Origin of the sequence: Pseudomonas sp. CBZ-4 (assembly GCF_000346755.1) — a bacterium.
Taxonomy (GTDB): domain Bacteria; phylum Pseudomonadota; class Gammaproteobacteria; order Pseudomonadales; family Pseudomonadaceae; genus Aquipseudomonas.
In genome coordinates this window covers 1-5,399 of record NZ_ANNV01000094.1, presented here as the reverse complement: position 1 = coordinate 5,399, position 5,399 = coordinate 1, and the positions used below count along the sequence as shown (strand labels likewise).

Sequence of the window (5,399 nt, the reverse complement as noted above, 5' to 3'; positions counted from 1 at the left end):
TGACAGACTGCTATCGCGGGCAAGCCCGCTCCCACATTGGTTTTCGGTGTTCTCCAGATTTTGCAAGCAAGCCACTTATGCCCAACCAGACCATCAAGACCCCCTGCATCGGCCTGTGCTCCACCGTCTACGGTGACCTGGTCTGCCGGGGCTGCAAGCGTTATCACCACGAAGTGATCCAGTGGAACGGCTACAGCGCCGAGGAAAAACAGGCGGTGTGGCTGCGCCTGGAGCAATTGCTGGTGCAGGTGATGGCCAGCAAGCTGGAGGTGTTTGATCCGCACCTGCTGCGCCAGCAACTGGAGAACCGCAAGATCCGCTTTATGCCGCACCAGTCGCCGTATTGCTGGGCGTACCAGTTGATCGCCCGGGGGGCGCGGGTGATTTCCAGGCTGGATGCGTATGGGTTGGTGCTGCTACCGGAGTTTCGTGAGCGGCAGCTGGCTGACCTGCGGGATGCGATTGACCGGGAGTTTTTCCTGTTGTCCGAAGCGCACTACGAACGGTACATCGCACCAGTCTTCCTCAAGGAAGCGTTTGGGCCGGCCCTGATCGCCACTTTTTAAGCCACAACACAAAACCCATGTGGGAGCTGGCTTGCCTGCGATAGCAGTTTGTCAGCCAATGCATCTGCAGCTGACCCACCGCCATCGCAGGCAAGCCAGCTCCCACAGTTGATCTCTGTTGTTCAGGAGGTCCAGGACGGATCTCGCTCCGCTTGCAAGCCATACTTCTCTATCGCCGGCTGACCCATCCGCGTATCCAACGCCGTCAGCGCCGCCAATACGATGTGATACCGATCCACCTCAAAGAAGTCGCGCAACGCCGCCCGCGTATCACTGCGCCCGAACCCGTCAGTGCCCAGCACGGTGTAGCCGGAATCCAGGTACGACGCGACCATCTGCGGCACCGCCCGCACATAGTCCGAAACCGCGATCACCGGCGCTCCTTTGGGCAAGCAGTCAGCCAAATGGCTGGTCCGTGCAGGGTCTTGCGGATGCAGGCGATTCCACCGCTCCACCTCCCGCGCGTCCCGGGCCAGTTCGCTGTAGCTGGTGACGCTGAACACTGCGCTGGTCACCTGCCAATCGTCCGCCAGCAACCGTGCCGCCGCTTGCACCTCGCGTACCAGCGTGCCGGAACCCAGCAGGCGCACCTGGGCATCGGGCGCGCCCTCCAGGCGGTACATGCCCTTGATAATCCCCGCTTCCACGCCCTCTGGCAGACTCGGCTGCGGGTAGTTTTCGTTCATCAGGGTCACGTAGTAGAACTCGTCCACCTCGTGTTCCAGCATCTGGCGCATGCCATGGTCGAGGATCACCGCGAATTCCCCGGCAAACGCCGGATCGTAGGCGCGGCAGTTGGGCACGGTGGCCGCCATGAGATGGCTGCTGCCGTCCTGATGCTGCAAGCCTTCGCCACCCAGGGTGGTGCGCCCCGCCGTCGCGCCGAGCAGGAAGCCACGGGCGCGCTGGTCGGCGGCGGCCCAGATCAGGTCGCCCACGCGCTGGAAGCCGAACATCGAGTAATAGATGTATAACGGCAGCATGCGCAGGCCATGCACCGAGTAGCTGGTGGCCGCTGCGACCCAGGAGCTGATGGCGCTGGCTTCGCTGATGCCTTCTTCGAGGATCTGCCCGTCGGTGGCTTCGCGGTAGCTGAGGATCGAGCCGATGTCTTCCGGCTCATAGCGCTGGCCGACGCTGGAATAGATACCAATCTGCTTGAACAGATTGGCCATGCCAAAGGTACGCGCCTCGTCGGCGACGATGGGCACGATGCGTGGGCCCAAGGCCGGGTCCTTGAGCAGGTGGGTGAGCATGCGCACAAAGGCCATGGTGGTGGACATTTCCTTGCCGTCGGCCGCCGTGGCAAAACCGCCGTAGCCTGCCACGGGCGGCACGCCGACCGTGGCGGCGTGCTGACTGCGACTCGGTACATAGCCGCCCAGTGCGTGGCGGCGCTGGTGCAGGTAGCGCATCTCCAGGCTGTCATCGGCCGGTTTGAAAAAGCTCAGGGATTCGGCCTGCTCATCACTGAGGGGCAGTTGGAAGCGATTGCGAAAGGCGATCAACGCCTCGCGATCAAGCTTCTTCTGCTGGTGCGTGGTCATCTTGCCCTGCCCCGCCTCGCCCATGCCGAAACCCTTCTTGGTCTGGGCGAGGATCACCGTGGGCTTGCCCTTGACCCGCCGCGCCGCATGGTAGGCCGCGTGGATCTTGACCATGTCGTGGCCGCCGCGCTTGAGGCGGTCGATCTGTTCGTCGCTCATGCCCGCCACGAGTCTGGCCAGGGAGTCACTCTGGCCGAAAAAGTGCTCACGGTTGTAGGCGCCGTCCTTGGCGGCGAAGGTCTGGAACTGGCCGTCAACCGTTTGCGACAGGGTATTCACCAGCGAGCCATCCGCGTCTTTGGCCAGCAAGGCGTCCCAGTCCGAGCCCCAGACCAGCTTGATCACGTTCCAGCCGGCACCGGCGAACAGCGCTTCCAGCTCGTCGATGATCCGCCCATTGCCCCGCACCGGGCCGTCGAGGCGCTGCAGGTTGCAGTTGACCACCCAGGTCAGGTTGTCCAGGCCTTCGCGGGCTGCCAGGGTCAGGGCGGACATGCTTTCCGGCTCGTCCATTTCCCCGTCGCCAAACACGCCCCAGACGTGGCGGTCAGTGGTGTCGAGCAGGTTGCGGTGTTGCAGGTAGCGCATGAAACGCGCGTGGAAAATCGAGCTGATGGGGCCGATTCCCATGGAACCCGTAGGGAACTGCCAAAAGTCCGCCATCAACCACGGATGGGGATAGCTCGACAGCCCGCGCGCGCCGGCCTTGGGGCCGCCGATTTCCTGGCGATAGTGGGCCAGGTCGTGTTCACTCAGGCGGCCTTCCAGATACGCCCGCGCATAGATGCCTGGGGCAGAATGGGGCTGATAGAACACCAGGTCGCCGCCAAAACCGTCGTTGCGCGCGCGGAAAAAGTGGTTGAAGCCCACCTCGAACAAATCCGCAGCACTGGCGTAGCTGGCGATATGCCCGCCGAGTTCACCGTAGGCCTGGTTGGCCCGCACCACCATGGCCAGGGCATTCCAGCGCACCAGCGAGGCCAGGCGCTCTTCGGTGGCGAGGTCGCCCGGGAACGCCGGTTGCTGCGCGACGCTGATGCTATTGATATAGGGCGTGCCGTGGCGCGGTTTCCAGTCGATGGGCGGCGCGCTGCCTTCACGGGCCAGCAAGTCGAGGATCTGCCGGGCCCGCGCGGGGCCGGCGTTGGCGACCAGGGACGCAAGGGCGTCGCGCCACTCGTCCAACTCTTGTTGATCCAGGGCTGTGTGATTCACCGCGCTCGCAAAACCGTTCATGGGCACCTCCGGGCTTTTTTTCCAGTTTATGTCGGCGTCAAAGGATTTTTTGCCTGTAATCCGGCGGACAAGTCTGAATTTTGAGCATGATTCACTGGCAATCCGCCTTTCCTCAGCACGTTGTGCTCAAGCCCCCCGAAACCTCGCCATTGTGTTTAAAATGCCGCCCGCTCAACGAACGACGTTAAACGATGAACCCAGACGCCCTTGCCACCCTGCACGCCCACCTGCTCACCGCCCTGGCGACCCCGCCCGGCGAAACCCGACGCCTGTTCCACGGCCGTGGGCGCTGCTGGCCGGGCCTGGAGCAACTGACGGTGGATTGGTTGCAAGGCGTGGTGCTGGTTTCGCTGTTCAAGGAGCCGGAAGCTGAACAGTTGGAAGCCCTGAAGCAGTTGCTGCAAGCGCAGTTGAGCGCCCACACCGTCGCGCTGCAGCACCGCTACCTGCCGCAAAGCACCACCGAATGGCTGGTGGGCAACCCCGTCGATGAGCTGACCATCACCGAAGGCGGCCTGCGTTACCTGATCGATCTGGGCAAAAAACAGAACAGCGGGCTGTTCCTCGACATGCGCTACGGGCGTAACTGGGTGCGTGAACAAGCCAAGGGCCAGCGCGTCCTCAACCTGTTCGCCTACACCTGCGGTTTCTCCGTGGCGGCCATCGAAGGCGGCGCCGACCATGTGGTGAACCTGGACATGGCCCGTGGCGCCCTCAGCCGGGGTCGCGACAACCATCGCCTGAACGGCCACGACCTGAGCCAGGTGACGTTCCTCGGCCACGACCTGTTCAAGTCCTGGGCCAAGGTCACCCACAGCGGCCCCTATGACCTGGTGATCATCGACCCGCCATCGTTCCAGAAAGGCAGTTTCCTGCTGACCAAGGACTACCAGCGCGTGCTGCGCCGCCTGCCGGACTTGTTGACGGCGCAAGGCACGGTGCTGGCCTGCATGAACGACCCGGCCTTCGGTGAAGACTTCCTGATCGACGGCGTGACCCGCGAGGCACCGGGGCTGCGCTTTGTCGAACGTCTGGAAAACCCGCCGGAATTTCCGGATATTGATGCACAAAGTGGCCTCAAGGCCCTGGTGTTCCGTCAAGGCTGATGCCGAAACCGCGCGCGCTTGCTACGCTTAGACTTACGCCGGGCGGTGAACCATATCCTCCCCTTCCCGGTCGATACCTGCATTCCCTGGCCAAACTCGACGGCGTCACGTTGTCGGCTGCCCCGTTTCACCTTTTGGAGAACCGCCCGTGATATCGACCCTGCATGTAGCCAGACTCAAAGCCTGGGGCGCCCACGGCTTTACCGCCACCGGTGTGGTATTGGCCTTCCTGGCCACCCTGGCGCTGCTGGAAAACTCGCCCAAGGCCTGCCTGCTGTGGCTGGGCCTGGCGCTGGTGGTCGATGGCGTCGACGGCTCGCTGGCGCGACGGGTCAACGTCAGCACGGTGCTGCCGAGCTTTGACGGCTCGGTGCTGGACCTGGTGATCGACTACCTGACCTACGTGTTTATCCCGGCATTGTTTATCTACCGCTACATCGACCTGCCGGACTTTACCCACCTGTTCACCGTGTCGGTGATCCTGGTGTCGTCGCTGTTCTGCTTCTGCAACGTGAACATGAAGAGCAAGGACAACTACTTCGTCGGCTTCCCCGCTGCGTGGAACGTGGTGGCGCTGTGCGTGTACATCATCCAGCCAGACGCCTGGGTCACCCTGCTCACGGTGATCGGCCTGGCCCTGCTGACCGTGACGCCGATGAAGTTCTTGCACCCGTTCCGCGTGAAGCGCTTCATGCCGATCAACATCGCGGTGACCACGATCTGGTTGCTGTGCAGCTTCTTGATGGTGGTGGATTATCCGAACACCAACCCGTGGACGTTTGGGTTGTGGTCGGTGATGTCGGCGTACTTCCTGGGGATTTGCATCTGGCGCACGGCTTTGGAGTGGATCGAAGCACGCCGCTGACTCAAGCGGGCACGGTCTAAATGTGGGAGCTGGCTTGCCTGCGATAGCGGTGGGTCAGCACCAGATTTTTTGCTTACAG

4 protein-coding genes are annotated in these 5,399 nt (G+C 62.7%); 3 read left to right on the top strand and 1 reads right to left on the bottom strand.

Translation table 11 applies throughout. From position 1 onward, the window contains the following. Positions 1 to 77 precede the first annotated feature (77 nt). On the top strand, positions 78 to 566 hold the full coding sequence (locus B348_RS0111275) for a DUF1289 domain-containing protein (protein WP_017736227.1): 489 nt from the start codon (positions 78 to 80) through the stop codon (positions 564 to 566). 122 nt (positions 567 to 688) lie between these two features. On the opposite strand, the gene mdeB is transcribed toward B348_RS0111275, so the two are convergent. Beyond that, positions 689 to 3,349, bottom strand: coding sequence for an alpha-ketoglutarate dehydrogenase (gene mdeB, locus B348_RS0111270; protein WP_017736226.1), 2,661 nt, complete (start codon positions 3,347 to 3,349; stop codon positions 689 to 691). A 191-nt stretch (positions 3,350 to 3,540) separates the two neighbouring features. Here mdeB and B348_RS0111265 point away from each other — a divergent pair, with 191 nt between their 5' ends. Next, positions 3,541 to 4,455, top strand: coding sequence for a class I SAM-dependent methyltransferase (locus tag B348_RS0111265; RefSeq protein WP_017736225.1), 915 nt, complete (start codon positions 3,541 to 3,543; stop codon positions 4,453 to 4,455). 148 nt (positions 4,456 to 4,603) lie between these two features. Beyond that, on the top strand, positions 4,604 to 5,320 hold the full coding sequence (gene pcsA, locus B348_RS0111260) for a phosphatidylcholine synthase (RefSeq protein WP_017736224.1): 717 nt from the start codon (positions 4,604 to 4,606) through the stop codon (positions 5,318 to 5,320). Positions 5,321 to 5,399: the final 79 nt, after the last annotated feature.